Annotated in this window: 29 protein-coding genes and 1 pseudogene; 19 read left to right on the top strand and 11 right to left on the bottom strand. The window is 64.3% G+C overall.

What is annotated here, in order from left to right:
* Positions 1-107: 107 nt before the first annotated feature.
* Genes IVA78_RS19580 through hemC form a run of 3 tightly spaced genes read left to right on the top strand, consistent with a single transcriptional unit; the run spans position 108 to position 3,386 of the window.
* Positions 108-698 carry a TetR/AcrR family transcriptional regulator gene (locus IVA78_RS19580; RefSeq protein WP_247467100.1) on the top strand — a complete coding sequence of 197 codons (591 nt, stop codon included), beginning with the start codon at positions 108-110 and terminating at the stop codon, positions 696-698.
* Positions 699-753: 55 nt separating this feature from the next.
* On the top strand, positions 754-2,379 hold the full coding sequence (locus tag IVA78_RS19575; RefSeq protein ID WP_247467098.1) for a choline dehydrogenase: 1,626 nt from the start codon (positions 754-756) through the stop codon (positions 2,377-2,379).
* Positions 2,380-2,405: 26 nt separating this feature from the next.
* Entirely contained in the window at positions 2,406-3,386 is a 981-nt protein-coding gene (gene hemC, locus IVA78_RS19570; RefSeq protein ID WP_247467097.1) for a hydroxymethylbilane synthase, read from the top strand.
* A 169-nt stretch (positions 3,387-3,555) separates the two neighbouring features.
* On the opposite strand, the gene hemE is transcribed toward hemC, so the two are convergent.
* The gene (hemE, locus tag IVA78_RS19565; protein WP_247467094.1) at positions 3,556-4,590 is read right to left on the bottom strand and encodes a uroporphyrinogen decarboxylase; all 1,035 of its coding nucleotides are present in this window, start codon (positions 4,588-4,590) and stop codon (positions 3,556-3,558) included.
* Between the two features lie 106 nt (positions 4,591-4,696).
* On the opposite strand from hemE, the gene IVA78_RS19560 reads away from it, so the two are divergent.
* Positions 4,697-4,912 carry a hypothetical protein gene (locus tag IVA78_RS19560; protein WP_247279537.1) on the top strand — a complete coding sequence of 72 codons (216 nt, stop codon included), beginning with the start codon at positions 4,697-4,699 and terminating at the stop codon, positions 4,910-4,912.
* 171 nt (positions 4,913-5,083) lie between these two features.
* A pseudogene (locus IVA78_RS19555) lies at positions 5,084-6,987 on the top strand (diguanylate cyclase).
* A gap of 9 nt (positions 6,988-6,996) precedes the next feature.
* Here the strand turns inward: IVA78_RS19555 and IVA78_RS19550 are convergent.
* From IVA78_RS19550 to IVA78_RS19540, 3 genes are read right to left on the bottom strand one after another with little or no spacing between them, the layout of a single operon-like run.
* Positions 6,997-7,215, bottom strand: coding sequence for a SlyX family protein (locus tag IVA78_RS19550; RefSeq protein ID WP_247467347.1), 219 nt, complete (start codon positions 7,213-7,215; stop codon positions 6,997-6,999).
* Positions 7,205-7,957: a rhodanese-related sulfurtransferase gene (locus IVA78_RS19545; protein ID WP_247467091.1), complete on the bottom strand. Its 753-nt coding sequence runs from the start codon at positions 7,955-7,957 to the stop codon at positions 7,205-7,207. Before IVA78_RS19545 ends, IVA78_RS19550 begins: the two co-directional genes overlap by 11 nt.
* Complete coding sequence (locus IVA78_RS19540) at positions 7,954-8,160, bottom strand: hypothetical protein (RefSeq protein WP_247467089.1); 207 nt, start codon at positions 8,158-8,160, stop codon at positions 7,954-7,956. Before IVA78_RS19540 ends, IVA78_RS19545 begins: the two co-directional genes overlap by 4 nt.
* Here IVA78_RS19540 and ggt point away from each other — a divergent pair.
* The 5 genes from ggt to IVA78_RS19515 all read left to right on the top strand — a co-directional run bounded on the left by ggt (position 8,159) and on the right by IVA78_RS19515 (position 14,364).
* On the top strand, positions 8,159-9,745 hold the full coding sequence (gene ggt / locus IVA78_RS19535) for a gamma-glutamyltransferase (protein WP_247467087.1): 1,587 nt from the start codon (positions 8,159-8,161) through the stop codon (positions 9,743-9,745). The genes IVA78_RS19540 and ggt overlap by 2 nt on opposite strands.
* 216 nt (positions 9,746-9,961) lie before the next feature.
* A complete protein-coding gene (locus tag IVA78_RS19530) occupies positions 9,962-10,525 on the top strand; it encodes a (2Fe-2S)-binding protein (protein WP_247467344.1) in 564 nt (187 codons plus the stop codon).
* A gap of 4 nt (positions 10,526-10,529) precedes the next feature.
* Positions 10,530-11,546, top strand: a complete 1,017-nt coding sequence (locus IVA78_RS19525; protein ID WP_247467084.1) for a xanthine dehydrogenase family protein subunit M — start codon at positions 10,530-10,532, stop codon at positions 11,544-11,546.
* A gap of 2 nt (positions 11,547-11,548) precedes the next feature.
* The gene (locus tag IVA78_RS19520; protein ID WP_247467081.1) at positions 11,549-13,840 is read left to right on the top strand and encodes a xanthine dehydrogenase family protein molybdopterin-binding subunit; all 2,292 of its coding nucleotides are present in this window, start codon (positions 11,549-11,551) and stop codon (positions 13,838-13,840) included.
* A 59-nt stretch (positions 13,841-13,899) separates the two neighbouring features.
* Positions 13,900-14,364: an FKBP-type peptidyl-prolyl cis-trans isomerase gene (locus IVA78_RS19515; RefSeq protein WP_247279544.1), complete on the top strand. Its 465-nt coding sequence runs from the start codon at positions 13,900-13,902 to the stop codon at positions 14,362-14,364.
* A 150-nt stretch (positions 14,365-14,514) separates the two neighbouring features.
* Here the strand turns inward: IVA78_RS19515 and IVA78_RS19510 are convergent, their stop codons facing one another.
* Positions 14,515-14,733 (bottom strand): CsbD family protein, encoded by a 219-nt coding sequence (locus IVA78_RS19510; protein WP_247279545.1) that lies wholly within the window; start codon positions 14,731-14,733, stop codon positions 14,515-14,517.
* Between the two features lie 128 nt (positions 14,734-14,861).
* Here IVA78_RS19510 and IVA78_RS19505 point away from each other — a divergent pair, with 128 nt between their 5' ends.
* The 3 genes from IVA78_RS19505 to IVA78_RS19495 all read left to right on the top strand — a co-directional run bounded on the left by IVA78_RS19505 (position 14,862) and on the right by IVA78_RS19495 (position 16,455).
* The gene (locus IVA78_RS19505) at positions 14,862-15,374 is read left to right on the top strand and encodes a cupin domain-containing protein (protein ID WP_247279546.1); all 513 of its coding nucleotides are present in this window, start codon (positions 14,862-14,864) and stop codon (positions 15,372-15,374) included.
* Between the two features lie 129 nt (positions 15,375-15,503).
* Positions 15,504-15,932, top strand: coding sequence for a VOC family protein (locus IVA78_RS19500; protein WP_247415742.1), 429 nt, complete (start codon positions 15,504-15,506; stop codon positions 15,930-15,932).
* A 34-nt stretch (positions 15,933-15,966) separates the two neighbouring features.
* Positions 15,967-16,455, top strand: a complete 489-nt coding sequence (locus tag IVA78_RS19495) for a VOC family protein (protein WP_247467079.1) — start codon at positions 15,967-15,969, stop codon at positions 16,453-16,455.
* Positions 16,456-16,574: 119 nt separating this feature from the next.
* Here IVA78_RS19495 and IVA78_RS19490 read toward each other — a convergent pair whose 3' ends face one another.
* Together IVA78_RS19490 and IVA78_RS19485 are read right to left on the bottom strand one after the other, a co-directional pair.
* Positions 16,575-17,753 carry a hypothetical protein gene (locus IVA78_RS19490; RefSeq protein ID WP_247467076.1) on the bottom strand — a complete coding sequence of 393 codons (1,179 nt, stop codon included), beginning with the start codon at positions 17,751-17,753 and terminating at the stop codon, positions 16,575-16,577.
* 2 nt (positions 17,754-17,755) lie between these two features.
* Complete coding sequence (locus tag IVA78_RS19485) at positions 17,756-18,457, bottom strand: FecR family protein (protein ID WP_247467073.1); 702 nt, start codon at positions 18,455-18,457, stop codon at positions 17,756-17,758.
* Positions 18,458-18,655: 198 nt separating this feature from the next.
* On the opposite strand from IVA78_RS19485, the gene IVA78_RS19480 reads away from it, so the two are divergent.
* Positions 18,656-19,936 carry a phospholipid carrier-dependent glycosyltransferase gene (locus tag IVA78_RS19480; protein ID WP_247467070.1) on the top strand — a complete coding sequence of 427 codons (1,281 nt, stop codon included), beginning with the start codon at positions 18,656-18,658 and terminating at the stop codon, positions 19,934-19,936.
* A 57-nt stretch (positions 19,937-19,993) separates the two neighbouring features.
* On the opposite strand, the gene IVA78_RS19475 is transcribed toward IVA78_RS19480, so the two are convergent.
* Complete coding sequence (locus tag IVA78_RS19475; protein WP_247467067.1) at positions 19,994-20,635, bottom strand: OmpA family protein; 642 nt, start codon at positions 20,633-20,635, stop codon at positions 19,994-19,996.
* 370 nt (positions 20,636-21,005) lie between these two features.
* Here IVA78_RS19475 and IVA78_RS19470 point away from each other — a divergent pair, with 370 nt between their 5' ends.
* The 3 genes from IVA78_RS19470 to IVA78_RS19460 all read left to right on the top strand — a co-directional run bounded on the left by IVA78_RS19470 (position 21,006) and on the right by IVA78_RS19460 (position 22,878).
* On the top strand, positions 21,006-21,242 hold the full coding sequence (locus IVA78_RS19470; protein WP_247279553.1) for a hypothetical protein: 237 nt from the start codon (positions 21,006-21,008) through the stop codon (positions 21,240-21,242).
* 119 nt (positions 21,243-21,361) lie between these two features.
* Entirely contained in the window at positions 21,362-21,607 is a 246-nt protein-coding gene (locus IVA78_RS19465) for a hypothetical protein (RefSeq protein WP_247279554.1), read from the top strand.
* Between the two features lie 104 nt (positions 21,608-21,711).
* Positions 21,712-22,878, top strand: a complete 1,167-nt coding sequence (locus IVA78_RS19460) for a crosslink repair DNA glycosylase YcaQ family protein (protein ID WP_247467064.1) — start codon at positions 21,712-21,714, stop codon at positions 22,876-22,878.
* A gap of 3 nt (positions 22,879-22,881) precedes the next feature.
* Here IVA78_RS19460 and IVA78_RS19455 read toward each other — a convergent pair whose 3' ends face one another.
* Complete coding sequence (locus IVA78_RS19455; RefSeq protein ID WP_247300952.1) at positions 22,882-23,127, bottom strand: zinc-binding dehydrogenase; 246 nt, start codon at positions 23,125-23,127, stop codon at positions 22,882-22,884.
* Between the two features lie 61 nt (positions 23,128-23,188).
* Positions 23,189-24,040 (bottom strand): oxidoreductase, encoded by an 852-nt coding sequence (locus IVA78_RS19450; RefSeq protein WP_247415726.1) that lies wholly within the window; start codon positions 24,038-24,040, stop codon positions 23,189-23,191.
* Positions 24,041-24,156: 116 nt separating this feature from the next.
* Between IVA78_RS19450 and IVA78_RS19445 the strand changes: the two genes are divergently transcribed.
* Positions 24,157-24,708 (top strand): TetR/AcrR family transcriptional regulator, encoded by a 552-nt coding sequence (locus IVA78_RS19445; RefSeq protein WP_247467062.1) that lies wholly within the window; start codon positions 24,157-24,159, stop codon positions 24,706-24,708.
* Here the strand turns inward: IVA78_RS19445 and IVA78_RS19440 are convergent.
* A complete protein-coding gene (locus IVA78_RS19440; RefSeq protein ID WP_247279675.1) occupies positions 24,705-25,139 on the bottom strand; it encodes a DUF2809 domain-containing protein in 435 nt (144 codons plus the stop codon). The genes IVA78_RS19445 and IVA78_RS19440 overlap by 4 nt on opposite strands.
* A gap of 77 nt (positions 25,140-25,216) precedes the next feature.
* Between IVA78_RS19440 and IVA78_RS19435 the strand changes: the two genes are divergently transcribed.
* On the top strand, positions 25,217-26,539 hold the full coding sequence (locus IVA78_RS19435; protein ID WP_247279559.1) for an MFS transporter: 1,323 nt from the start codon (positions 25,217-25,219) through the stop codon (positions 26,537-26,539).
* Positions 26,540-26,602 lie beyond the last annotated feature (63 nt).

Here is a 26,602-nt window from a genome sequence, read left to right as displayed (position 1 = left end):
CTGGCCGCCTGTGCCGAACTCGACTAAAGCGAGAGTGAGTTGAACCGGTGCGAGCCGAGAACTCACCTCTCCCGAAGGGAGAGGTATTCTGAACCCAGACGAGACACATGGCGAAACAGGCGGAGCGGCGGGCGGCGACCACGGAAGCGATCCTGACGGCGGCGCGCCGTCTATTCGGGACACAAGGCTTCGCCGCCACCACCATGGACGAGATTGCGGAGGGGGCCCGCGTCGCCAAGGGCGCTGTCTATCATCACTTCAAGACCAAGGAGGCGGTGTTCGAAGCCGTGTTCGACCAGGTCTCGCGCGACCTCGTTGTCGAGATCGACAGCGCCGCGCGCGCCGAGAAGGACGTGCTCGCCGCTATGGTTGCCGGTACCCAGCATTACTTTGCGGCGACGGCAAAGGGCCCCACCGGCCAGATCATCCTGCGCGACGGGCCAGCCGTGCTCGGCTGGGAACGTTGGCGCGAGATCGACGCCAAGCACTTCGGTGGCAAGCTGCCGCGCACCCTTGCGGCGGCGATGGAGACCGGCCTGATCGCGCGACAGCCGGTCGAGCCGCTGGCGCGGCTGCTGCTCGGCGCACTCACGGAGGCCGCGGTCGCCTGCGCCGGGCGCGCTGATATCGCAAGGGCGGGCGCGGAATATGCCCGTGCGTTCAGGTCGCTGGTCGAGGCGCTGCGCCTGCATGCATGATTGTGCTAAGTGACGAAGCTGGAAACGCCAACACCAACAAAAAGAACAGTAGCGCATGAACGCAAATTCCTCCCACGCGCCGTCCGATCCCGAATTCGACTACATCATCGTCGGTGCCGGCTCGGCCGGCTGCGTGCTCGCCCACCGGCTCTCGGCGAATGGCAAGCACAGCGTGCTGCTGCTCGAAGCCGGCCCGAAGGATTCCAACATCTGGATCCACGTGCCGCTCGGCTACGGCAAGCTGTTCAAGGAAAAGACCGTCAACTGGATGTACCAGACCGAGCCGGAGCCCGAGCTGAAGGGGCGCCAGGTCTTCCAGCCGCGCGGCAAGACGCTGGGCGGCTCCAGCTCGATCAACGGCCTGCTCTATGTCCGCGGTCAGCACGAGGACTACGACCGCTGGCGCCAGCTCGGCAACACCGGCTGGGGTTATGACGACGTGCTACCCTACTTCAAGAAGGCCGAGAACCAGACGCGCGGTGCCGACCAATATCACGGCAGCGGCGGCCCGCTGCCGGTGTCCGACATGATCGTGACCGATCCGCTGTCGAAGGCGTTCATCGACGCCGCGGTCGAGACCGGCCTGCCCTACAATCCGGATTTCAATGGCGCCACGCAGGAAGGCGTCGGCCTATTCCAGACCACGACGCGCAATGGCCGCCGCGCTTCGACGGCGGTGGCCTATCTTGGCCCCGCCAAGTCGCGCAGCAATCTCAAGATCGAGACCTCCGCACACGCTCGGCGCGTCCTGTTCGAAGGGCGGCGGGCGGTCGGCGTCGAATACCGGCAAGGCGCGGCCTTGCGCCGCGCGCGGGCCCGCAAGGAAATCGTGCTGTCGAGCGGGGCCTACAACTCGCCGCAACTGCTTCAGCTCTCCGGCGTCGGCCCGGCCGATCTCCTCCGCACGCATGGTATCGACGTCGTGCTGGAGGCGCCGGGTGTCGGCCACGATCTTCAGGACCACATGCAGGTCCGCATCGTGATGCGTTGCTCGCAGAAGATCACGCTCAACGACACCATCAATCATCCGCTGCGCCGCACGATGGCGGGCGCACGTTACGCGCTGTTCCGGAAGGGCTGGCTGACGATCGCGGCCGGCACAGCAGGCGCGTTCTTCAAGACCAGCCCGCGGCTCGCTTCGCCCGACATCCAGGTGCACTTCCTGCCGTTCTCGACCGACAAGATGGGCGAGAAGCTGCACGATTTCTCCGGCTTCACCGCCTCCGTATGCCAGCTCCGGCCCGAAAGCCGCGGGACCTTGCGCATCAAAAGTGCCGACCCGACCGTGCCGCCGGAGATCCGCATCAACTACATGTCGACCGAGACCGACCGCACCACCAACGTCGAGGCCCTGAAGATCCTGCGCAAGATCCTGAGCGCGACGGCGCTGAAGCCGTTCGTCGCTGGCGAGGTCGATCCCGGCACGAAAGTATCCACAGATGCCGAGCTGCTCGATTTTTGCCGCGAGCGCGGCAGCACCATCTACCATCCGACCTCGACCTGTCGTATGGGCAACGACGCGCTCGCGGTGGTCGACCAACGGCTGAAGGTGAGGGGGCTTGACGCCCTCCGCGTCGTCGACGGCTCGGTCATGCCGGACCTGGTGTCCGGGAACACCAACGCGCCGATCATCATGATCGCCGAAAAGGCCTCCGACATGATATTGGAGGACGCGCGCTAACCCGCGCGCTTCGAGAGGACAAAGACTTGGCTACGCGATTCAAGATCGGCACCCGCAAGAGCGCGATGGCGCTGGCACAGACGGAAGAGATTGTGCGCTGCCTGACCGCCGCCGTGCCCCATCTCGACGTCGAGATCGTCAAATTCGACACGACGGGCGATCTCGACCAGACCAGCAAACTCCTGCCCCACGGCGGCAAGGGCGGCGCCTTCGTGGCGCAGATCCGCGCCGCCGTGCTCTCGGGCGAATTGCAGGCGGCGATGCACTCGCTTAAGGACATGCCGGGCAACGAGGACACGCCCGGCCTCGTGATCGGCGCCACGCTGTCGCGCGATCCGCCCAGTGACGCGCTGGTGCTGCGTTATGGCGTGACGCTGGAGACGTTTCGGCAAACGCGCGGCCGAGGCTTCAAGATCGGCACCAATGCCGTACGGCGCGCAGCCTATGCGCGTCGGCTCTTTCCGGAGGCAGAGATCATTCATTTTCGCGGTGCGGCCGACACGCGTGTGCGCAAGCTCGACAACAAGACGAAGCAGCATCTGCCCGATGGTGGCGAGGTGGGTCCCGCGGATGCGCTGATCATGGCGCGCTCCGGCCTTGATCGCGTCGGCCTTTCCCATCGCATCGCTTACGAATTCACGCCGGCGGAGATGCTGCCCGCCGCAGGCCAGGGCATCGTCGCCGTTGAATGCGCGGCGCAAGATTGGCAGACGCGGCAAATCCTGGCATCGATCGACGATCCCGCCGCGCACGCCTGTGCCAACGCGGAGCGCGAAGTGCTATGGGTGCTCAACGGCCACTGCAATTCGCCGGTGGCGAGCTTTTCGACCAGCGCCGGCGATCGGATGTCGCTGACGGCGTCCGTGCTCGACCTCTCCGGCAACACCATCATCGAGGCCTCGCGTTCAGGCCCCGCCAACCGCCCGCGCGAACTCGGTCGTGCGGTGGGTCTGGATCTGCTGGCCAAGGGTGCCGCCGAGATCATCGAGCGCAGCCGGCCGCGCTAGCCTGCCTGCGAGATCATAATCCGCGATGATGTCATCGTGCCCCTGTTTTGCCCGACGTGTCAAACGCGCCGGGTGAGTCATGCTGGCTTAGATTTTTCAATGACTTGTCTACTGTGCATGGGGTTGTTTTCGCGCTTTTTGTTTTGCCGCGTCCCACCTGCGAAATAAATCAGCCCCGCACGCGCTTCAGCATCTGCTCGACATGGGCGATCGGCGTTTCCGGCTGGATGCCGTGCCCGAGATTGAAGATCAGCCGCCCTTGCCCAAAATTCGCCAGCACGTCGTCGATGGCCCGGTCGAGGGCGGTACCCCCAGTGATCAACACCAGCGGATCGAGATTACCCTGAACGGCGACCTTGCTCTGCACGCGCTCGCGGATGAAGGCCGGCTCCGCGGTCCAGTCAATGCTCACCGCGTTCACGCTGGTCGTCTCGACATAGCCAGGCAACTGCGCGCCGGCGCCGCGCGGGAAGCCGATGATCTTCGCATCCGGCACCTTGGCGCGCACGCCTTCGACGATGCGCCGCGTCGGTTCGATCGACCAGCGCGCGAACTCTGCCGGCGGCAGCACGCCGGCCCAGGTGTCGAAGATCTGCAAGGCGTCGGCGCCAGCGGTGAGCTGCGCCAGCAGATATTCGACCGAGTTGTCGACCAGCACGTCGATAATCTCTGCAAACGCCTCCGGATGCTGGTAGGCCATCAGGCGCGCTGGTGCCTGGTCGGGCGTGCCCTGGCCGGCGACCATGTAGGTCGCTACCGTCCATGGCGCGCCGCAGAAGCCGATCAGCGCGATCTCGGGAGCGAGCGCGCCGCGCACGATCCGCAGCGCCTCGAACACGGGTGCGAGCTTGGAGAAGTCGGCGCGCGCGGCCAGCGTCGCAATCTTCGCCGCGTCATCCAGCGGTTCGAGCCGCGGGCCTTCGCCGACCTCGAAACGCACGGAGCGGCCGAGCGCATAGGGGATCACCAGGATGTCCGAGAAGATGATCGCGGCATCGAAGCCGAATCGCCGGATGGGTTGCAGCGTCACCTCCGCGGCAAGCTCCGGATTGAAGCAGAGATCGAGGAAGCCGCCCGCCTTGGCGCGCACCTCGCGATATTCCGGCAAGTAGCGGCCGGCCTGCCGCATCATCCACATGGGCGGGATGGCCTGGCGCTGGCCGGAGAGCACGTCGATGAAGGGCTTTGACGCAGACTGGGGCACGAATGGTCCTGAAGAGAGTTATGGCTCCTGATACACTGCCGCGGCCCCCAGCGGAACAGGGGAACCAGCGCAATCGGGCCGCGTTGACCAGCCAATGGAGGAGATCATGGCTGAGAGATTCAACCCTGCGCCGCACGACAAGCATGCCGATGACCTGCGCGAGGCGCTCGCCGCCGATCGCAACGCCAAGCTCGACGGCGGTCTGAAGGATACGTTTCCGGCCTCCGATCCCGTCAGCGTCGCGCAACCGACACCCTCGAAGGCGGATGCGGATGCCGAGCACCCCACGCTCTGGGAGAAAGTCAAGGCCATCTTCAGCTAGCGGGCGGGAGTCGTTCCCGAGAGGCGCGGTAATGTTCTGTTAGCAATGCGCTGATGCTTGCGTCCGTACGACTACGGGAAAGAGCGCATATCGCCGCGCATTACCGCGGTTATTTCAGAGTTCACTGGCAGAAGCGGCAGAGTTTCCGAAAAGATCGGAGAATTCTGCCGCATGAGTGCTGCGACCCAAAAAGCCGGATGGAGCCGTCTGCCGCTGCGCGCGGCGGCGTTCGTCGTGCTGACCTGCGTGACCATTCTCGGGGTCAGCGGCTGGCGCGAGTGGGCCGCGCGCGATGCGGTGCTCAAGGGTGCCGAGACCGAAATGGCGAACGTTGCCCGTTCGCTGACACAGCATGCAGAGGACAGCCTCGATCTGCTGGATTCGGGCGTCGTCGGCGTCGTCAGCCGGCTAGAGATGGACGGCGCCGGCCCGGCCACGATCGCGAAGCTGCGCACCCTGCTGGAAGCGCGCAAGAGGGCCGTTGAGCGCATTCACAGCCTCGCCATCATCGACGATCAGGGCAATTGGCTGACCTTGCCCGGCACGATCGGCTCGACCTTCAGCGACGACGCGTTCTTCCGTCATCATCAGCTCTCTGCGAAACGAGAGGCCCATGTCGGCCGCCCCGTGAAGAGCCTACTGGACGGCGAATGGGTCGTCACCCTGTCGCGTCGCTTCAACAAGCCGGACGGCAGCTTCGGCGGCGTGGTGCTCGCGACCATCAGCTCGGAATATCTTTCGCATTTCTACGAGCAGTTCGAGATCGGCCGCAACAGTTCGGTGGCGCTGACGCATGGCGACGGTCTGATCGTTGCGCGCAACCCGAGTAACGACAAATTCGTGGCCCGCAACGTCGGCGACACACCGCTGTTCCGCGACGCCAGCCTGCAGCAGCCGGGCGGCGCCTATCATTTCAAGTCGCCGCTGGACGGCGCCCAGCGCGTCAGCTTCTTCAAGCGCAGCAGCCGTTACCCCTTGGTCCTGCTCGCCACCGTCGATAAGGACGAACTGCTGGCGCCCTGGCGCGCAGCCGCGATCTCCCGCATGCTTTACGTGGTCGCCCTGGTGATGCTGATCGCGGTCATCGGTGCCGTACTGGTGCGGCAGCTGCAACGGGGCCAGCGCATGGCCGCAGCCCTGATCGAAAAGGAGGCTCACTTCCGCCTGCTCGCGGAAGGCTCCAGCGACATGGTGACCCGCATCGGGCTCGACGAGCGGCTGCGCTATGTCTCGCCCTCGTCGGTGCGCCTCGTCGGCTGGCGCGCCAATCAACTGATCGGCACGCCCGCGCTCGCGGGCGTCAATCCGGAGGATCGGCCGCAGGTTCAGGCGATCGTCGACGCCATGAAGCGTGGCGAGAAGGAGGAGGCACGCCTCGTCTATCGCAACTCGCACCGGGAGAACGGCGAAGTCTGGCTCGAATCGACCATGCGGGTGACACGCAAGGCCAACGGTAACATCGACGGCGTGGTGGCGATCTCGCGCGACATCACCGAACACAAGAAGCTGGAGACCAGGCTCGAGACACTCGCGATCGAGGACAGCCTCACCGGCCTTGCCAACCGCCGCCGCTTCGACGAACGTCTGAGGACGAGTGGGCGCGCGCCTATCGCGACCGCGCCAGCCTCGCCTTGCTGATGGTCGACGTCGACCACTTCAAGGCCTACAACGACGAATATGGCCATCCCGCCGGCGATGCCTGCCTCCGCCGGGTGGCGCAGGTCATCGCGGCCGAGATGCAGCGTCCCGGCGATCTGGCGGCGCGCTATGGCGGCGAGGAGTTCGCGATGCTGCTGCCGAACACCGATGCCGAGGGCTGCGCCCGGATCGGCGACCGGATTCGACGGGCGATCCGCGAGGCGGGCCTCGTCCACACCACCAACCGTGCCACCGGTTGCGTCACCGCTTCGCTCGGAGGCGCCGCCTGCCGGCCGGTGCTGGAGCGCACGGCGGGCGTGGCCTCGCTCGTCGAGGCGGCCGATCAGGCGCTCTACGCCGCGAAAGAAGCCGGGCGCAACCGGTTGATGATGTCGGGCGAGGTGGCCAGCCTGATGCTCAAGGCGTCCAGTCAGTAGCTCATCGTTTCAATAATGCGGCGGGCGCTCGTTGGCAGACCCCGGCGCATTCGCCTCGGCATCCTGGAGCCGTTCACTGAGCTGCGCGATCTGCCGCGTCAGCGCATCGATCTGCTTCCACTGTGCGGTGATCGTCTGGTTCAGCGTTTCGATGGTCTCGTCTTGATAGCTGAGGCGCATCTCCAATGTGTCGATGCGCTCGCTCAGCGTCTTGATCTCATTCGTCACGGCCATGCCCCTTGTCGAGTTCGCGCAAAGCGTGGCCGAGCGCGACGCGCTCGTCGAACACGAAGCACTCGCCGCGCCAGCGGCTCTGCGTCTCCGGCACCTCTTCCAGATATCTCAGGATGCCGCCCTTGAGGTGATAGACCTCGGCAAAGCCGCGCGCGAGCAGATGCGCGCTGGCCTTCTCGCAGCGAATGCCGCCGGTGCAGAACATCGCGATCCTGCGGTGCTTGGCCGGATCGAGCTGATCGGCGGCAAAGTCCTTGAACTGGCCAAAGCTCTTGATGCCGGGATCGACCGCGCCCTCGAACGTGCCCATCGCCACCTCGAAGGCGTTGCGGGTGTCGAGCAGCAGCGTGTCGGGTGCCGCGATCAAGGCATTCCATTCGGCGGCGTCGACATACGTGCCGACCTTCTTGGTCGGATCGGCGGCCGCATCGCCGAGCGTGACGATCTCCTTTTTCAGCCGCACCTTGAGCCGGCGGAACGGCATCGCCGCCGCCGTCGAGAATTTGAGCTCGAGATTGTCCAGCCTGCCGCCGAACATGTCGCCGTGCGCGAGCTCGTGAGCGAAAGCGTCGACCGCCTCCGGCGCGCCCGCGACAGTGCCGTTGACCCCCTCCTGGGCCAGCAGCACGCTGCCCTTCAGGGCCAGGCCAGCACAGAATGCACGCAACGGCTCGCGCAGCTCCCGGTGATCCGGGAGGGCGGCGAATTGGTAGAAGGCGGCGACCTTGTAAGTCATGGCGGCTCGTTTAGCAGGCGGCGGCCGTCCGGAAAACCCGCCATGGCTGAAAGCCGCGATCCGTCCATATACGCCCAGCGGATGGCAGCCATTTCATTGGTATGCCAGCATTGCTCCGGCTGGCCGGAATATGCCATGTAGGCCGGGTTTTTCCGAGATGGCGCGCCGTCGCGCCGGACGTCCAAGAAAGCAAGAATTCGCATGAGAAACTTCCATTTCCCCGGCAGGTCCACGGTCCACGCCACCAACGCGATGGTGGCGACCTCGCATCCGCTGGCCTCGCTCGCCGCGATCGAGGTGCTGCGCGAGGGCGGCGCGGCGGTGGACGCTGCGGTCGCCGGCTCGGCCTTGCTTGGCGTGATCGAGCCGCAATCGACCGGCATCGGCGGCGACTGCTTTGCGCTGATCCAGCCGCGGGGCGAGGGCAAGATCATCGCCTATAACGGCTCCGGCCGCGCGCCGAAAGCGGCGAACGCCGACTGGTATCTCGAGCGCAAAATCACTGCCGTGCCGCTGACCTCGGCGCATGCGGTGTCGATTCCCGGCGTGGTCGACGCCTTCGCCACCGTGTTGCGCGATCACGGCAAGTTCGGCCTCGACCGGCTGCTCCAGCCAGCGATCAAGGCGGCCGAAGAAGGTTATGTCGTCGCGCCGCGCATCGCCTTCGACTGCAAGAACCAATTCGAGAAGCTGAAGGGTGGCACCAACACCGTGCGTTACCTGTTGCCGGGCGGAAAGCCGCCGGTGGCCGGCGACCTCATCCGCCAGCCGGAGCTCGGCAAGACGCTACGCGCGATCGCCAGGGATGGTCGCGACGCCTTCTATAAGGGCCCGATCGCGGAAGACATGGTCGACACCCTCAGGGGCATCGGCGGCCTGCACACGCTCGACGATTTCGCCGCGCATACGACGGAAGTGACCACGCCGATCGGCACCATGTACAAGGGCTATGACGTCTGGCAGTGCCCGCCGAACGGACCCGGCCTCACTATGCTGCTGATGCTCAACATCCTGTCGCGGTTTGACCTGAAGAAATATGCACCGCTCAGCGTCGAGCGTTTCCATCTCGAGGCGGAAGCCGCGCGCATCGCCTACATGCATCGCGAGTTGCATGTCGCCGATCCCGACCACATGCAGATCGAAGTCGCCAAGATCCTCGCCAAGGAATTCTGCGACGAGCACATCGCCAAGATCCGCATGGACGGCATGCTCGACCTGCCCAACGTCGCACCGCCGATGAATCCCTCGACCATCTACATCACGGTGGTGGACAAGGACCGCAACGTCTGCTCGTTCATCAACTCGATCGCGCATTCCTTCGGCTCGGCGATCGTCTCGAACAAGACCGGCGTCTTGTTCCAGAACCGTGCCGGCGGCTTCCGCATCCAGCCGGGCCATCCCAACTGCATCGCGGGCGGCAAACGGCCGCTGCACACGATCATGCCGAGCCTGCTCACCAAGGGCGGCCGGTCCGTGATGCCGTTCGCGGTGATGGGCGGACAATATCAGCCGGTCGGCCAGACCCATGTGCTGACCAACATCCTCGACTATGGCTGCGACGTGCAGGAGGCGATCGACATGCCGCGCGGCCTGCACTACGAGGGCCAATATCAGCTCGAGGACAGCGTGCCAGCCGCGATCGTCGAAGGCCTGAAGAAGCTCGGCCACAAGACCACCAGCGTGGTCGGTCCGCTCGGCGGCGCCCAGGCGATCTGGATCGATTGGGACAGGGGCACGCTCACCGGCGGTTCCGATCCACGCAAGGACGGTTGTGCGCTGGGCTATTGAGGCGCCCGCGCGGTTCCCCCGCAAGATCAGGAAAAGTTGACAAAGGGCGGCGCGGCATTTGCTGCGTCGCCCTTTCTCGTTCGGAACGGAGCTCATGGCTTCAGGTTAAGGGGCGATGAGCGGTGCAGGCGTGTGCTGCTTGGTTCGAAGCAGTGGAGGCCGTCCATGTCCGATAAATCAAGTTCCAAAGCATCCGCATTCGATCGGCGCGCCTTTATGGTGGGCGCTGCCGGCAGTGCGTTTGTTCCGATCACGGCGCGCGCAGCCGCGGGGGATACGAGCGCGTCAGTCGCACAAGATCCGGCGCTTCCTGTCGAGGTCACCCTCCACGTCAACGGCAAGGACAAGCGCCTGAGCATCGATCCCCGCACCACGGTGCTCGACGCGCTGCGCGAACACCTCAAGCTCACCGGCAGCAAGAAGGGCTGCGATCACGGCCAGTGCGGTGCCTGCACGGTGCTGATCGACGACCGGCGCGTGGTGTCGTGCCTGACGCTTGCGCTCGCCGCCGAGGGGCAAGAGATCACGACGATCGAAGGGCTTGCCACCGACGACCGCCTGCATCCGATGCAGCAGGCCTTCATCGACAACGACGCATTCCAGTGCGGCTATTGCACGCCCGGTCAGATCATGTCCGCTGTGGCCTGCGTCAAGGAGGGCCATGCAAACAGCGAGGCCGATATCCGCGAGTATATGAGCGGCAATATCTGTCGCTGTGCCGCTTATCCCAACATCGTCGCCGCCGTGAAGCAGGCCGCGCCCGAGATCATGAAAGGCTAGGCGCATGCGACCGTTTTCGTATCAGAGGGCAACAGACCCTGACATGGCCGTGCAGGCGCTCAGCGCCGCCGCGGCCGCGAACAATCCGCTGACCCAGGCCGCTGCGCAGCCGCTCGCCGGCGGCACCACGCTGATCGACCTGATGAAACTGGATGTGATGCGGCCGGCCGCGATCGTCGATATCAATCCGCTCGCGCACGGCTGGTCGGCGATCGAGTCAAATGGCGACAATTTGCGGCTCGGCGCGCTCGCAAAGATGTCCGACGTCGCCGCGCATGACGGCATCCAGCGCAACTACCCGGTAATTGCCAATTCGCTGAAGCTCGCCGCCAGCGCCCAGCTACGCAACATGGCGACGCTCGGCGGCAACGTGATGCAGCGGACGCGTTGCAGCTATTTCCGCGATGTCTCCTACGAGAATTGCAACAAGCGCCATCCCGGCTCCGGTTGCGCCGCGATGGACGGCGTCAACCGCATGCATGCCGTGCTCGGAATCTCCGACCAGTGCATCGCGACCTATCCCGGCGATTTCGCCCAGGCGCTGATCGCGCTCGACGCCGTGGTCGAGATCACGGGCAAGGCCGGCACGCGCAGCATGCCGTTCGCCCAGCTTCACAAGGCGCCGGGCAGTACGCCAGATATCGAAACCACGCTTCAGCCCGGCGAGCTGATCTCGGCCTTTGCTGTGCCCGGACGCTGGCCGCGATCGGTGTATCTGAAGGCGCGCGACCGCCAATCCTACGAGTTCGCGCTGTCTTCGGCTGCAGTCGCGCTCGACGTGCAGGACGGCACGATCAAGGATGCGCGCGTCGCGCTCGGCGGTGTCGCAACCGTGCCCTGGCGAGCGCGCGAAGCGGAGGCGCTGCTCAAGGGACAAAAATTCGACGAAGCCCTCGCACAACGCGCCGCCGATGCTGCGTTCGCAGACGCCAAGGGGCGGCGGCACAACAGCTTCAAGATAGCGCTCGGCAAGCGCGTGGTGGCACGCGCGCTCCAGCAGGCCGTAACAATGGAGATCTGATCATGACTGCTGCTGCTCCCGAGCCGAAGACAAACATGGGCCAGCCCGTGCCGCGCTATGACGCCGTCGTAAAGGTAACGGGACGCGCCACCTATGCGTCAGACATGCCGCTCGCCGATCCCGCCTATGCGTTTCTCGTCACCAGCGCCATCGCCAAGGGGCGAATCGATCGCTTCGACCTCGATGACGCCAAGCGTGTCCGCGGCGTGATCGACATCGTCACGCACGAGAATGGGCCGAAGCTGAAGGAGTCGAAGCTCTTCAGCAATGGCGGCTATGCAGGCACGACGATCCAGCCGCTGAAATCGGCCGACATTGCCCATGATGGCCAGATCATCGCGGTGGTCATTGCCGAAAGCTACGAGGCGGCGCGCGAGGCGGCCAACCGCGTCAAGGTCAGCTACACAGTCGCCGCGCCGAGCGCGACCTTCGACTCGCCCGGAACGACCATTGCGGCCGCGAAGGGACAGAATGCCCAATTCAAGGAAGACCCGAAGGTCGGCAACTTCGCAAAGGCGTTCGAAGAGGCCGAGGTCAAGCTGACCGCGTCCTACGACACCCCGACGCAGCATCACAATCCGATGGAGCTGTTCTCCACGAGCTGCGCCTGGATGGGCGACGAACTCGTCATCTACGAGCCGAGCCAATTCGTCTACGGCCTGAAATATGGCGTCGCCGAACAGCTCGGCATCGACGCCGACAAGGTCCGTGTGGTCAATCCCTATGTCGGCGGCGGCTTCGGCTCGCGCGGCTCGATGACGCCGCGCACCGCCATCATCGCCGCCATTGCGAAGCGCCTGAACCGGCCGATCAAGCTGGTCCCGACCCGCGACCAGGGCTTTACCATCACCACCTATCGCGCCGAGACCCGCCACGAGATCAAGCTAGGGGCGAGCCGTGATGGCAAGCTGCTGGCCTTAAAGCATGAGGGCGCCGAAATCTCTTCGCGCCCCGACGCCTATTGCGTCGGCGGCACCAAGACCACGACGCGGCTTTATGCCTGTCCGAATGTCGACAGCCTCGTCTCGATCGTGCGCGCGGACCGCAACACGCCCGGCTTCATGCGTTCTCCACCGGAGGTGCCGTATCTGTTTGCGCTGGAGAGCGCGATGGACGAGCTTGCGGTGAAATTGAACATGGATCCGGTCGAGCTCCGCCGTATCAATGATACCACCGTTGAGCCGATTGGCGGCAAGCCCTACACGTCGCGCTCGCTGATGGCCTGTTTCGACGAGGCCGCCAAGGCGTTCGGCTGGGCGCAACGCTCGCCTCAGCCGAAATCGATATCGGATGGCGACTGGCTGATCGGCTATGGCTGTGCCGCCACGTGCTACCCGACCCAGATGGGCCCGGCGGCCGCGCGCGTGCGCCTCCAGCGCGACGGCCGCACCCGCGTCGAGATCGCCGGCCACGAGATCGGGACCGGCGCCTACACCGTCATCGCGCAGACCGCCGCCGAGCGGCTCGGCGTGCCGCTCGAGAAGGTTGCGGTCTTCATCGGCGACAGCGATCTGCCGCCGGCGCCCGTTGCCGGGGGCTCGAATTCGACGGCCAGCACCTGCTCCGTGGTTATGATGGTGTGCGATCAGATCCGCCAGCGCCTGTTCAAGGCGGCGATGCCGAGCCAGAGCCTGACGGACAAGGCCAAGGAGACCGTAGGCATCGGCCAGACACCGGCCACACAGGCGGCGAAAGGTGACCGCCCGCTCGACCTCGAGAAGGCCTTCGACGCGCTCGGTGTCGGCGTCGTCGAGGAGTATGGCGAGTGGAAGCCGGATGGCGCGCCGCTGGATTCCTTCCGCGCCATGCACAGCGGGCAGGTGCGTCTCGTCGGCGGCCACGCCATGAAAGACCAGATCGCCTATGCGTTCGGTGCGGAGTTCGTCGAGGTCCGCGTCAACCGCTTCACGCATGAGATCCGCTGCCCCCGTCTGGTTGGCGCGTTCGCGGCAGGCCGCATCATGAATCCGCGCACCGCGCGCAGCCAGCTGATGGGCGGGCTGATCTGGGGCATGTCGTCGGCGCTGCTGGAGGCCACCGAGATCGACGAGCACAATGCGCGCTACGTCAACGACAACTTCGCCGATTACCTCGTGCCCGTGAATGCGGACGTGCCCGGCGTCGAGGTCATCCTGCTCTCCGAGCAGGACGATCACATCAACCCGGCAGGCGTGAAGGGTCTCGGTGAGCTCGCCAATGTCGGCACCAATGCGGCGATCTGCAACGCGATCTATCACGCCACCGGCCAGCGCATCCGCAAGCTCCCGGTCCGGCTGGAAAATATCGAGGTGTAGGGGTGGAAACCTCATCGGCGTTGCGCTAGACACCTCCCGCCTCAAACGGAAGGTGCCTCATGCAGCGTTTCCAACGCGCGCTCCTCGCCCTGATGTCGGCACTCGCGATCACCGTGATTGCCAGCGTGTCGCATTTCGTTTCCACCACGGCCTCGGCCCAGACCGCAGGAAAGACCATGACCACAGCTTCAGGCTTGCAGATCATCGACAGCGTCGCCGGCACTGGCGCTTCGCCCAAGGCGGGCCAGATCTGCGTGATGCACTATACCGGCTGGCTCTACGAGAACGGCCAGAAGGGCAAGAAATTCGACTCGTCCGTCGACCGCAACGAGCCATTCGAATTCCCGATCGGCAAGGGCCGCGTCATCGCCGGCTGGGACGAGGGCGTCGCTTCGATGAAAGTCGGCGGCAAGCGCACGCTGATCATCCCGCCGCAACTCGGCTACGGCGCCCGCGGTGCCGGCGGCGTGATCCCGCCGAACGCGACGCTGATGTTCGACGTGGAATTGCTCGCGGTAAAGTGACGGCGCAGCCGTCATTCCGGGATGGTCCGAAGGAGCAGACCCGGAATCTCGAGATCTCGGGTTCGATGCTGCGGATCGCCCGGCTGGCTGAGCAAGACAAACAAAAAGACCGGCCTTCCGGCCGGTCTTTCGCTTTCAGCCACGCACGCGCTACTCCGCGGCGCGCTTTGCCGCAGCGGCGGCACGATCCATTGCCTCCTTCGCGGCGTCCTTGGCATCGCCCATGGCCTGCTGGCCCTTGCCCTTCACTTCCTGGACTGCGCCTTCGCCCTTCATACGTTCCGAGCCGGTGGCTTCGCCGATGCCCTGCTTGGCCTTGCCGATTGCCTCGTTGGCATTGCCCTTGATCTTGTCGGTCGTGCTGCCCATGAAACTCTCTCCTTCGGGTTTGCTCGCGACGACAACGTTTCATGACTACGAGGGTTCCGAATTTGCTATGGCTCGCGGGCGTGGCTTTGGGTTAGTTTGCGCGTAAGGAACCAACGGAAAGCAGTCCCATGACCGGCCATGACCACACGCATTCGCACCATGCACAGGATCACGAGGATCGCTGGAAACATGACGGCGTACGCGTCATCCCGGGCAACCAGCTCGATACGAATGTGCCATCGACGGCAGGTATGGACCGCGCGGCCGCGATCAATTTCGCGCGGGTCGGCGCTCAGAAATTGTGGGCGGGCACGGTGAGCATCAAGCCCGACGCCAAGACCGGCGCGCATCACCACGGCCATCTCGAAAGCGTCATCTATGTGGTGAAGGGCAAGGCCCGAATGCGCTGGGGCGAGCGTCTGCAATTCACCGCGGAGGCAGGCCCTGGCGATTTCATTTTCGTCCCGCCTTACGTCCCGCATCAGGAGATCAACGCCAGTCCCGACGAGGTGCTGGAATGCGTGCTGGTGCGCAGCGACGGCGAAGCGGTCGCGATCAATCTCGATATTGAGCCGGTCGAGAAGCCCGAAACCGTGCTGTGGATCGACCCCGTTCACCGCGATCCCAACGAGAAGAAGTAAGGCGCCCGAGGAGGAGCGAGGTTCGGAGCGACGGAACCTTGCAGGAGAAGGTCAAAAAATATTAGGAAGCCATGTCGGATGGCCGCCGGCTGGTCCGTCCTTGGGCGGAACCCCGCCAAGGAGCTTCCGATGCCCAAGATGATCTTCGTCAATCTGCCGGTGACCGACCTCAGGCGCGCCACTGCCTTCTACGAGGCGATCGGCGCGGTCAAGAATCCGCAATTCTGCGATGAGACAGCGAGCTGCATGGTCTTTTCCGAGACCATTTTCGCCATGCTGCTGACCCACGACAAATTCCGTCAGTTCACGCCGAAGCCGATCGCGGATGCCAGGACCTCGAACCAGGTCCTGTTCTGCCTATCCGCGGAGAGCCGCAGCGAGGTCGACGATATCGTCGGCAAGGCTGAGGCTGCGGGCGGGGTGGCCGATCCCGGTCCGAAGGACGAATACAGCTTCATGTACGGCCGCAGTTTCGAGGATCCTGATGGCCATATGTGGGGCGTGAACTGGATGGATCTCGCCGCGGCCCCCTTGCAGCCCGACATGGCGACTGCCTGATCCAAGCCCGCCAAGATCGAACAGGAGCATTCAAATGTCGAAGGTCACGCCCTGCCTGTGGTTCAACGGCGACGCTGAAGAAGCCGCCAATTTCTACGTCTCCCTGCTGCCCGATTCCAAGATCGTGCACGTCCAACGCAACGTCTCCGATGGCCCCTCCGGCAAGCAGGGTTCGGTGCTCGTCGTCGAGTTCACGCTCGGCGGACAGCGCTTGGTCGCGCTGAATGGCGGAATGAAAATGGAGTACACCCACGCGCTGTCGCTGATGATCGATTGCGATGACCAGGCCCAGGTCGACAGCGTCTGGAGCGCGTTCCTGGCGCATGGGGGCAAGGAAGAGCGGTGCGGCTGGGTCAGGGATCGCTGGGGCGTGGCTTGGCAGGTGGTGCCGAAAGTGATGTTCGAATTCCTGTCGAGCCCCGATAAGACCGCGGCCGCACGCGCCATGCAGGCCATGATGAAGATGGTGAAGCTCGATGTCGATGTTCTCCGTCAGGCGTTCGAGGGCAAGTCGGCGGCGTGAGAGCCGGACGGATGCCGTAGGGTGGGCAAAGGCGCATTCGCGCCGTGCCCACCAGCGTTCTCAAGCCGAGAGAAAAGCGGTGGGCGCACTTCGCTTCGCCCACCCTACGAGGCTGTGCCTCAATAACTAATCCGCAGCCCCGCGCCGCCGTGGACGGTATTGCCGACCGGCTGCGGGCCCAGCGTGCCGTTGGCGAACAGATCCACGATCCAGCCCTTTTGCACGCGGAAGCCGAGGCGGCCGCCATATTCGAACCAGCCCTGGTTGCCCATGGTCGGGACCACCACGCCGTTGCCGGTCACGGTCGCCACGATGCCGCTGTGGCTCGCAAAGGACTGGACCCAGCCGCCGTTGATGTTGGCCTCAATGTTGCTGCCGTAGAGATGGGTCCACTGGCCGCCGATCTTGACCAGGCTGGTGCGGTCGGTGCCGGTCGCAATCGCGGCGTCGAACGGATTGAAAGCCACTGCTCCGTCGGTGTAGCCCGATACCCGCTGCCAGAGCTGCCAGACCTCGATGGAGGCCGCGACCTCGTCGCGCGGCGACAGGCGCCTCATCCAGCCGGCACGGCCATAGACGGCGTAGTTCGAGGCGTTGGTTGAGCTGGTCACGCTCACAGGCCCGAGGCTGGTGTCGTAGCTGCGTGTGTAGCGCGCCTTCTCCCAGGGCGTCAGGATCGTGCCGACGTCGAAGAACGGGCGCGACGAGCCCCAGTCGGTGAAGTCATAACGTAGCGCGAAGGCCCCGATCGGTGCGCTCGTGACCTTGTAGCCGCCCTCGTTGTAGTGCGTGTAGGCGATGCCGGCGAGCAGCGACAGATTGTTGGTCAGCTCCTTGCGGCCGTGGATGCCGGCGGAGAACGAGCCGGCCGAGCCGAACGCGCTGATGCAGTCGCTGCAATTGACCTGCTCGTTGACGCCGAGCAGCACCGTGCCGAGCACACGGTTGGTGATCATCTGGTTGAAGCGCTGATTGGCGAGGCCGCGAATCGAATTGCCGCTGGAATCCGCGCCGGTCGGTGTCGGGCTCGGAGATGGAGATGGGCTCGGAGCGGGCGCAGGATCCGGGCTCGGCGAGGGCGACGGATAGGGGCTCGGCGAGGGGGAGGGCGATGGTGACGGAGAATATGTGGGCGTTGGGGACGGTGAATAGGTCGGGTAAGGCGTCGGCTCACCGCATTCGGATCCGCACGCCGCCTGGGCTACAGCCGGTCGAATATCGAGCGCGACAAACGCAAGCGCAGCCAAGGTGGCCAGCGCGCCGGCGCGGACGAAGCGCTTGAAGCGGAGTTTCGCCATTGTCACCGCCCGCACAGCACGCCGTCGTCTTGGACGGCAGGTGTGATGGTCGGCGAGGCGGCGGCATATTGGTCGACCGCGCAAAGCCCGGCATTCGCGGCGCAGTTGGCGGCAAACGTCCAGGGCGAGGTGTTGGACTTGGTGATGCCGGCCTTGCCGCCGGTGGAGGTGATGATGGCGGTGTCGCCGGGCTGGGTGAGCTGCACGCACTGGGAGCTCTTCGTGCAGACGCTGGCCGCGCCGTCCTGAAGCACGACGACGGATCGGCCACGCTGCGAGAGGATGTCGAGCGTGGTGCCGCGTACGCCGATGGTTGCGAGCGGGGTCGTGATCTTGTAGGCGGTCTTGTCGGAGTGTCCGGTGACGAAGCGGAATGCGCCGGTGGTCATGCGGATCGCGACGTCGCGATAGCTGTGCTCGTCGTTGAAGACGGTGCGGTCGAGCTTCAGCGTCGCGCTCGGGCCCAGTGACAGATTGGTGCTGTCGGCCATGACGAAGCGCGCCGCGCTGTCGGCGCCGGTGCGCACGGTCTCGTCGCGCAGCATGCTGTCGCCGACATTGATGGGCGTGGTGCTCGCGGCCACGCGCACCACTTCGTTCTGGATCACGACGGCCTCGCCGACGCGCGTCTGCGCCTGCGCGCCAGGGCCAGCGCACAATGCGGCCGACAACAGAGAGGGGAAAAGCCAGAAACGCAAATTCATTTCGCAACCGATCGATGTGTCCCTGATCGTACCGGATCGCGCGCGCTTAAGATGTGGCGGAATTATCACAAGCGGCGTGGACCTGCGTTATGCTTAGTGACAGTTGCGGCAGAATGCGTTCAATGAAACTGCGATCTCTTTTTTGTCCGCGGTGACGCCAATTTGCCACGCACAACATCTCCACAGCCGACGCTCGAATTGTCCGCGGTTCCAAAGGCGTCGCGGAGCGCAGTGATTGCTGTCGCGATTTTCCTGGTTGCTCATCTGGCGCTGCTGATCGGTCTTTCGACGCCGGAGAAGTTCGTCTTCGACGAAGTGCATTATGTGCCGGCGGCGCGGCAGATGCTGACGCCTGCGATGTCGCAGCCGATGCTCAATCCGATGCACCCGCCGCTGGCGAAGGAGCTGATCGCAGCATCGATCGCAGCCTTCGGCGACAACGCGTTTGGCTGGCGCTATCCGGCGACCTTGTTCGGCGCGCTCGCGGTGGTCGCGATCTATCTGTGCGGCCTTGCGCTGTTCTCCGCGCAGGGGCCGGCGATCGCAGCCGCGCTGATCACTGGCAGCAACCAGATGCTCTACGTGCAGGCGCGCATCGCCATGCTCGACATCTTTGCGCTCGGCTTCGGCCTGCTCGCGACCGCCGCCTTCATGCATGGTTTTCGAAGAGAGCGGCCGCATGCGCTGTTCGCACTCGCGGGCGGCCTGTTCGGCTGTGCTGCGGCCTGCAAATGGAGCGGCCTGTTTCCACTGGCCGTCTGCGTTATGATCGTTGCGGTGATTCGCCTGATGCAGGGCTGGCACACGCAGTTCGCCGACGCCAAGCCGAGCGACTGGTATCGGCCCGATCTCTGGCGCGGCTTTCGGGTACAGCATGCCGCGCTCTGCTTCGCCCTTCTGCCCGCGTTGACGTATCTTGCCGCTTTCGTTCCGCTGTACGGATTGTCGTTGCCGGATTTGGTCGAGGCGCAGCGGCGAATCTTCGCCGACAACACCACAACGGCGATCGCCGGCCACACCTATATGAGCGCGTGGCCATCCTGGCCGTTGCTCGCCCGCCCGGTCTGGTTCCTGTTCGACAAGACGGCGGAGGACAACGTCGCCGCGATCGTCTTCCTCGGCAATCCGCTGGTGTTGTGGCCGGCGCTGCTCGCGCTCGCGATCGTGCTGCGCGATTTCATCGTGGCGCGGCGCTGGGATGCGTTCCTGATCGCGGCGTTCTATTTCGGCCCCTGGCTCGCCTGGGCGCTGCTGCCACGCACGCTGGGCTTCATTTACTACTATCTGCCGGCCGCGACCGCGGCGTCGCTTGCGCTGGTCTATGTTCTGCGCCGGGACGGACTGCCGCACTGGCTGCTGTGGGCCTATATCGGCATCGCCGCCGCCGGCTTTGCAGTCCTGCTGCCGATCTCCGCGGCCTTTGTCGGCAGCTCAATGCGAACCTTCGGCCGATTGATGCTGTTCCAGAGCTGGATATGACATCGCCGCCTGCCGGGTTACAGCAGGCGGCGCGTTTCGTCACGCGTAACTAGGAGATCATTTCGACGCGGTCTTGGTGTCCATGTTCACGACCTGGACGCGGCGGTTGACTGGGTCGGCGCCGTTGGCGGCATCCTTCAGCTTGGTCTCGCCGTAACCGACAGTGACGAGATCGGCGCCGTTCAGGCCGTAGTTCTGCACCAGGTACTTCTTGATGGTGTCGGCGCGCCGCTCGGAGAGCCCTTGATTGTACTCCTCGCCACCGGTCGCGTCGGTGTGGCCTGCGACCACGAAGGTCGAACCCTTGAGCGCCGGATCGGACAGCGCTTTGCCGAGCGCCTGCACCGAGGCCACCGAGGTCTTGGCGATCTCGGCCGAGTTGTAGTCGAACTGGATCTCCAGATCGATCTTCGGTTTGGCGGCCGCGAGCTCGGCGATCTGCTCGCGCTCGCCGGTCGAGAGCGACCGGGTCGAGCGGTTGCGCACGGTGTTGAGGAACGTCGATTCCTTGGCCTGCGCGGTGGTATCGGCCTGCGGCCCAACGGACAGGCCGCGGGTCACCGGCTTCGGCTTCAGTGCATCCAGGATCTGGCCCGCGGAGACGTTGTTGTCGCCGGCCAGCGCAAGGTTCGCCGTCATCGACAGGGCCGCCGAGAGAGTAATCGCCTTCAGTCCAAAAAATTTATCGAAAGGGGTCATTGTCGTATCCTCGCTGTTACGCCTGATGGCGATTTGATGCTGCGAGCATAGGGAAGGTTCAAAGGCCCTGATGTGATCCTTGTCACATTCGAAATCACGAGCCGGAGGTCACAGTGTTCGTTCCGGCTTGCTCCGAACCAGCTCTCTGGCCGTTCCAGGCATCCGCATTCGCCGATCGTCGCAAAGGCGTCGCCCCAAGGCCGCCCACGAACAAGAATTCGTCCAGATGCGCGCCTAGCAGGCTTTGATCATCCAACAATTCGTCCGCGAGGGAGGCGAGTTCCGTCCAGTGCCGAGGCCAAGTGACTACCAGCGTGACTACCAGTTCTATCGCAGCGGCCCGCCGGATCGGACAGTGTCCCTGAGCTCAATGCCAATCTATATCGGCGCGGCGATGATCGCGGTGGCGATCCTGCTGTCGACATTGATCACGGGGCTGACCTCCCGCTATGTCGGACTGGAAGCGCCGACCGACGATAACATGTGGCTGGTCGATCGTCTCACTGGCAGCGTCTATCGCTGCCAGTCGGAGGGGCGCGGCAAGGCGTCCTGCGAGCCGGATACTGCTACAGGCAGCCTCGGGGAGCGCCCAAAAGCCGCACGCTAAGGGGGGCTATCGCTGCGGCGCAGCAACGAAAATGTCTTCTCCCTGAAAACTTGTCGCTGAAGAATGGCTCTTGCGTTGGCCGGCACGACGCCGGTTTTGTTCTACGGAGGAGACACTCGATGAAGATGTTGCTTTCGGCTGTTGTGCTCGCGGTGTTCGCGGCCTCGCCGGCTTCTGCGGCAAAGATGCAACCCTGTACAGGCGAGGCTATCGGCAAATCGATGACCGCAATGGGAACCGTCGATTCGCCCGCCAAACAGGCGATGGCCAAGGAAATGGCTGCGGCCAACACCGAGATGAGCAAAGGCAATATGCGCGGCGCCTGCATGCATTACATGAAGGCGCAGAAGATGGGCGCGAAATAGTTTGAGCAGTTCGCTGACAGATCGCGCTGTCAGCAGATGGCAGCGCGGTTTTCTTTGCCTGTCTTGTTTGCCTCAGCGCGAATCCCGCTACATTGCATCCTGCAATGTCCCGCGCTCCCAAGCCTCTCCCTCTCTCGACGACACAGGCCCGGCAGATCTGGCTGCATGCCCAGCGGCTGGACGAGCGTACCCCGTTCGGCGAAGGCGCGCAGGCCGTCGCGCACGCGGTCGCTCATCTCGGCTATGTGCAGATCGACACCATCAACGTGATCGAGCGCTGCCACCACCACATCCTGTTCAGCCGCATCCCGTCCTACCGCCGCGCTGATCTTCGCCATGCCCAGAGCGTCGACCGAAGTGTGTTCGAATACTGGACGCATGCGCTGTCCTACGTGCCGGCGAGCGACTTCCGCTTCTTCCTGCCGGCGATGCGCGAGCACCGGCGCGAAGGGCACAAATGGTTCGACTCGGTGAAGCCGGCCGACACGCGCAAGGTAATGCGGCTGCTGCGCGCCGGTCCGCTCACGATCCGCGACATCGAGGACGACGTGCTCGTCGAGAAGGAACATTTGTGGCAGAGCCGCAAGCCGTCGAAGCGGGCCTTGCAACTTGCCTTCTATACCGGGGCTGTGACCATCAGCGAGCGCCAGGGCATGCTCAAGACCTATGAGCTGACGACGCGCCATTTTGGCTGGGACAAGCTGCCGAAGCCGGCCTCGCCCAAGGAGATCACGGCCTATCTGCTCGACCGCGCGCTGCGCTCACAGGGTGTGGTCAGTCTGGATTCGATCTGCCATCTCGATGCGCCGCGCAAGAAGGCGGTGGCGGGGCTGATCGCCTCGCGCGTGCGCCGCGGCGAGCTCGTGCCTGTCGCGATCGAAGGCGCGGGCAAGCAGGAGCATTGGGCGGTGCCTGCGGTGCTCGAGTCCACCGGCGCGGCGGCGTCGCCCGATCTCGTCCATATCCTGTCGCCGTTCGATCCGCTGATCATCCAGCGCAAGCGCACCAATCTCATCTTCGGCTACAACCATCTGTTCGAAGCCTATGTGCCGAAGGCCAAGCGCAAGCTTGGCTATTTCGCGCTGCCCGTGCTGGTCGGCGACGAGATCGTCGCCGCGCTTGATCTCAAGACGGACCGGCAGGCCAAGAAGCTCTTGATGCAGAAATGGACCTGGGTCGGCGAGGGCAAGAAGACTGCAGGCCGCAAGGAGCTCAAGGGCAAGATCGAGGACGAGCTCGATCGCTTCGAGCGGTTTCAGCTTGCGGAGTGAGCCTCACCTCATCTGGACAACGACTTTTCCCTTGGCCCTGCCCTTCGCAAGATAACCAAGGGCGTCCTTTGCCTGCGCGAACGGAAATACCTTGTCGATCACCGGCCGAATGTGGCCCGCCGTGAGAATGTCCGAGATCTGCGAGAGCTGCCCCCCGTCCGGATGCACAAACAGGAACGAATATTCGACGCCGCGTTTTCCAGCGCCGCGAATGATCTTGCGGCTCAGCAGGCCGAACAGGAACACCATGAAGAAGTTCATGCCTCGGGCACGGGCGAATGCTGCGCCGGGAGCGGCGGCGCGCGCGCCGTCAAAAAGCTCGTGGGAGACGAGCGGACCGCGACGGCTGAGCCGCATCAAGCCGGAGGTCCTTTCGAATCCCGGCATCGACCAGGCCGGCGGGCGCAAACCTGCGTAGAAGTCGCAGGCGGTTCGCGAGCTTGCCGGCTGTGTATCGAATTTTCGGATGCGTCGCGTTTGCCGCCTTCAATACGGTGTCGGCGACCACATCCGGCGATTCGGCGGTTGCCATGACCTCGTTCACCCGCCTGCTCACGGCCGCGCGTGCTTCGCGATACTCGTCGAGCTTGACGTCCGGCTCGATGAAGTTCGCGTCGAACGGTGTCTTCGTGTAGGCGGGTTCGATGGTGGAGACCCTAATACCCCGCGTGCGCAGCTCGTGGTCAAGCGATTCCGAATAGCCTTCCACGGCGTGCTTGGTCGCCGCATAGAGCGCTCCATAGGGCATCGGCAGAAAGCCAAGGACGGAGCTGATGTTGATGATGCGGCCGCTGCCCTGACGGCGCATCTGCGGCAGGACGGCGCGCGTCACCCGGATCAGCCCAAAGAAGTTCGTCTCGAAAATCGAGCGGGCCTGCTCGATCGAGCTCTCCTCCGCGCCGGCGGGGGCAACGCCGAATCCGGCGTTGTTCACGAGTAGATCGATGCGACCCTCGCGCCCGATCACCTCGCTGACGGCCGCTGTGACGGATTCGTCGCTGGTCACGTCGAGGGCCAGCATCTCGAAAGGCCGCTTGCCTGCCTGAACTCCGCGTCGGCTGGTGCCGTAAACTCTATAACCGGCTGTTGCGAGCCGCTGCGCGGTGGCTTCGCCGATGCCCGACGAGGCGCCTGTCACGAGAGCAATCTTTACCTTGGCCATGACTTTCTCCTGGTGATCGGCGCTGCGCCCGTCACGTTTTGATGACGATCGTAATGTTTGAATTAGATGACGATCGTAATTATAATTGTCAAGACCTCTGATTCGGGATTTCTGACATGCGCGTTTCTAAGGAGAAGGCGGCCGACAACCGCGAGCGAATTCTAAGGGCGGCCTCACGCCTGATCCGGGAACGCGGGATCTCCGGCGTCAGCGTCGACGCGCTGACCGAAGCCGCCGGCATGACGCATGGCGGCCTTTACAGCCAATTTGGCTCCAAGGAGCGGCTAATCGAAGAGGCGGTCGCCGAAGCGATCGTCTCCAAAGGACGCGAACTCCGTGAAACCACCACGGTCGGCGATTATGTTTCCGAATATCTCTCGGTGGCGCACCGGGATGAACCGGGAAGCGGCTGCCCCTTTGCTGCCCTGTGCTCTGAGATGCACCGCCAGAGCCAAGGCGCGCGAGAGCGATTTACCGCCGGCGTGAGTGGCATGATCGGATGGCTCAGCGCCCGCATGGGAGCGGGGGCCGGCCAACGCAAGCGCGATGGGGACGCGATCGTGACTCTGGCCTCTCTGGTCGGAGCGGTTGTACTCGCCCGCGCCGTGAGCGATTCCAAATTGTCAGACGAGATTCTCCGCGCCACCAGGAAGAGGCTGGCTGGCTAGCCGTTGCCTAGGCTGCGCGTTTCCACAAGCCGATCCAGCCAGACGCCGAACACAATGCCGATCACGTAAGCCACCAAATTCCATAACGAGAAGATGCGCCCGAGCAGCAGCGCGCCCGCGGTGGTCAGGCGGAACGCGTCAAGCCAAGGGGTATGCACCAGGCGGGAGAATTCCACGACGACCGCGATCACGACCGCGATAGCTGCCATCTGCATCCGCGTCAGCCGCGGCAGCAAAAGACCGACCAGCAGAAACACCATCGTCGCCCACAACAGCGAGCCGCCGTACTTCACGGCGAAGGCGGGCAGGCCGAGCGGAAAGCCGTACCAGCGCAGAGACAGCCCGCAGACGATCACCGCAAACGCGAGGCCGGCGCGGATCAGCGATGTCCGCAGCAGCGCAACGCGTTTATCCGGCTGCGCTCCGTGCATTGCTCGCTCCATTGACTCTTTGCCCGCGATGCTCAAAACCGCCTCTTAGCTACAAAAGCAACAACACGGGGGAAGCCATGAGCCAGACCACGACCTATGCCGGTTCCGTCGGCGCAGCCAAGTCGGAAATCGAGACCTCGACTATCCGCACTATCTCATGGCGCCTGATTCCGTTCCTGGTGCTGGCCTACTTCTTCTCCTATCTCGATCGCGTCAATCTCGGTTTCGCCGCGCTGACCATGAATGCGGAGCTGAAGTTCACACCGCTGATCTTCTCCTGGGGCGCCGGCATCTTCTTCATCGGCTACTTCATCTTCGAGGTGCCGAGCAACCTCGCGCTGGAAAAATTCGGTGCCAGCCGCTGGATCGCCCGCATCATGGTGACCTGGGGCATCATCTCTGCGCTGATGGCGGCGGTCAGCGGCGTCACGAGCTTCTACGTCCTGCGCTTCCTGCTCGGCGTCGCCGAGGCCGGCTTCTTCCCGGGCATCATCCTCTATCTCACCTATTGGTATCCGGCCGAATATCGCGCCCGCTTTCTCGCGGCCTTCGCCATCGCCGTTCCGGTCTCGACCGTGATCGGCGCGCCGGTCTCGGGCCTCCTGCTCGGGCTCGACGGCCTGATGGGGCTGAAGGGCTGGCAATGGCTTTTCATCATCGAAGGCATTCCTTCCGTGCTGCTCGGCATCGTCACCTGGTTCTATCTCACCGACAGGCCGGAGAAGGCGAATTGGCTCTCGGCCGAGCAGAAGGCCTGGCTCAAGGCCAAGCTCGATTCTGAGATCGCAATCAAGCAGGCGGTGAAGCATCCATCGCTGGGCCAAGCGTTGTCGTCGCCGAAGGTGATCGCGCTCAGCCTGATCTATTTCGGCTTCGTCGGCGCGCTCTATGGCATGCAGTTCTGGCTGCCGCAGATCGTCAAGGCGTTCGGCCTCACCAACGCGCAGACCGGCTTCGTCACCGCGATTCCCTATCTGTTCGGCACCATCGCGATGGTGCTGTGGGCGCGGCATTCGGATGCGACACGCGAGCGCGTGATGCATGTCGGCGCGCCGCTGCTGCTCACCGCGGTTGCGCTCGGCATCTCCTCTTATCTCACCGATCCAGCCCTCACGATGGTTGTGCTGACGGTGGCGGCCATTGGGGTGTTCTGCTGCTTCGGCGTGTTCTGGACCTTGCCGACCGCCTGGCTGTCCGGCACCGCGGCGGCCGGCGCGATCGCCCTGATCAACTCGGTCGGCAACCTCGCCGGCTTCGGCGGGCCCTATCTGATCGGTTGGGTCAAGGAAGCAACTGGCCAAACCTCAAGCGGCCTGCTCGTGCTCGCCGTCTTGCCGCTGATCGCCGGCCTCCTGGTCTTCGTCGGCGGCCATGACAGCAAGCACGAGTTCGCCGAATAGGAACGGCGAGGGAGCACCTGCAGTGGGCCAAGGCGTGCTCTTCGCACGCGGTGCCCATCTCCC

Source organism: Bradyrhizobium sp. 137, from assembly GCF_023074095.1.
GTDB lineage: Bacteria > Pseudomonadota > Alphaproteobacteria > Rhizobiales > Xanthobacteraceae > Bradyrhizobium.
The sequence above is the reverse complement of the archived record's forward strand: the minus strand, read 5'-3'. Positions and strand labels throughout refer to the sequence as shown.